Annotated in this window: 2 protein-coding genes; both read right to left on the bottom strand. The window is 39.5% G+C overall.

Features of this window, described 5'->3' with window-relative positions; genetic code table 11:
• Positions 1-113 precede the first annotated feature (113 nt).
• Positions 114-737 (bottom strand): hypothetical protein, encoded by a 624-nt coding sequence (locus ACFOMG_RS11315; protein WP_376866715.1) that lies wholly within the window; start codon positions 735-737, stop codon positions 114-116.
• A 220-nt stretch (positions 738-957) separates the two neighbouring features.
• On the bottom strand, positions 958-1,212 hold a 255-nt coding region (locus ACFOMG_RS11310; protein ID WP_376866713.1), incomplete at its 5' end, for a transposase.

Genomic DNA, 1,212 nt, shown 5'->3' with positions numbered 1-1,212 from the left:
ATCAAGAAAATGGACAATGCCGATTCGCAATTGGAAGCCGGCATTAAATCATTTCATTATTGAGTTTGAAGAGCAGTTGAGAGACTATATTTAATCAGTGCAGTTACACAGAATTATTTATAGTCTCGCCAGGTTGGCTCGAAACCATTTTCATGCTTCTTTGAATAAACAATACTCCAAATGGTTTCGGCATCAAAAGCTTCGTCTACATGTAATTTTTCAATGGCCTTGCCGATGATTTCAATACGTTTTTCTTTAGTTACTCCGTTAAAGCTGATGTGGTTGTTTGATTCAAATCTAGAAATAAAGTCATCTTCATCAGCCAAAATCCAAGATAAGAAGAATAAATGCTCTTTCAATGGTTTTCTTAGCAAAGAAAAAGCAACGGAAAACTTTCTCTTTTCTAGGCAAGTTAAGGCCTCGTAAATAAAATGAAGCATGTCTGAAGTTAAAGCCATAATAGTATGGCTCACTAAGTGATGCCTATACGGTTCGATTAGCTCGTTTTCCTTCATATATTCAAGTAGATCTACATCTTCGAACTTATCTTCTTGTCCAGCTTCAGCTATAGCCTTCTCAAATGCATCTGCGACAGTATCTTGAACACGATTGAGATCGTACTCTACAAGCATTTGGGCCAATTTATCATGAAGATAAAAACAAAATTCATGTGCGATCCGATATTTATCAGGTAGTAACATGAGTCTATCTTCATCTATTATTCCAAGAGTTCTCATATTTTCCTTGGGCTTCTAACATCTATGGACACCCCTCATTGTGCAAGCGAAATCTGTCTTTGGTGTAGTGCAGCCATCTATTCGGATTCCAATTGGCCTACAGGCCAGATCCTTGATGAACTTCGCCAACCCGGTTCTTATCAGCTTATCGTTCCCGAAGAACGTAGTTAGTAACAGAGTTTCCGGATTGCGGTCCTACCTTTTAGACATCTAATTTCACTTACGCAACTACGGTGTCTTCATATCGTTTGTAATTCTGTCCCTTGCTCAGCAAAGCCCAGATCGTTCTTGCTAGTTTGTTCGCCAACGCCACAATGACTACATTGTGGTGACGACGCCTCATAAGACCTTCAAGCCAATCTACCGGAGCGTTATTCCTATTCATATGACGAATTACGGCTCTGGCACCATGGATTAGCATCTTACGAATATAAGCATCACCTCGCTTGCTGATGCCTTGTAAATTTTGCTTTCC

The sequence above is a fragment of the Bacterioplanoides pacificum genome (genome assembly GCF_042648445.1).
In the GTDB taxonomy this organism is placed as follows: domain Bacteria; phylum Pseudomonadota; class Gammaproteobacteria; order Pseudomonadales; family Oceanobacteraceae; genus Bacterioplanoides; species Bacterioplanoides pacificum.
The sequence above is the reverse complement of the archived record's forward strand: the minus strand, read 5'-3'. Positions and strand labels throughout refer to the sequence as shown.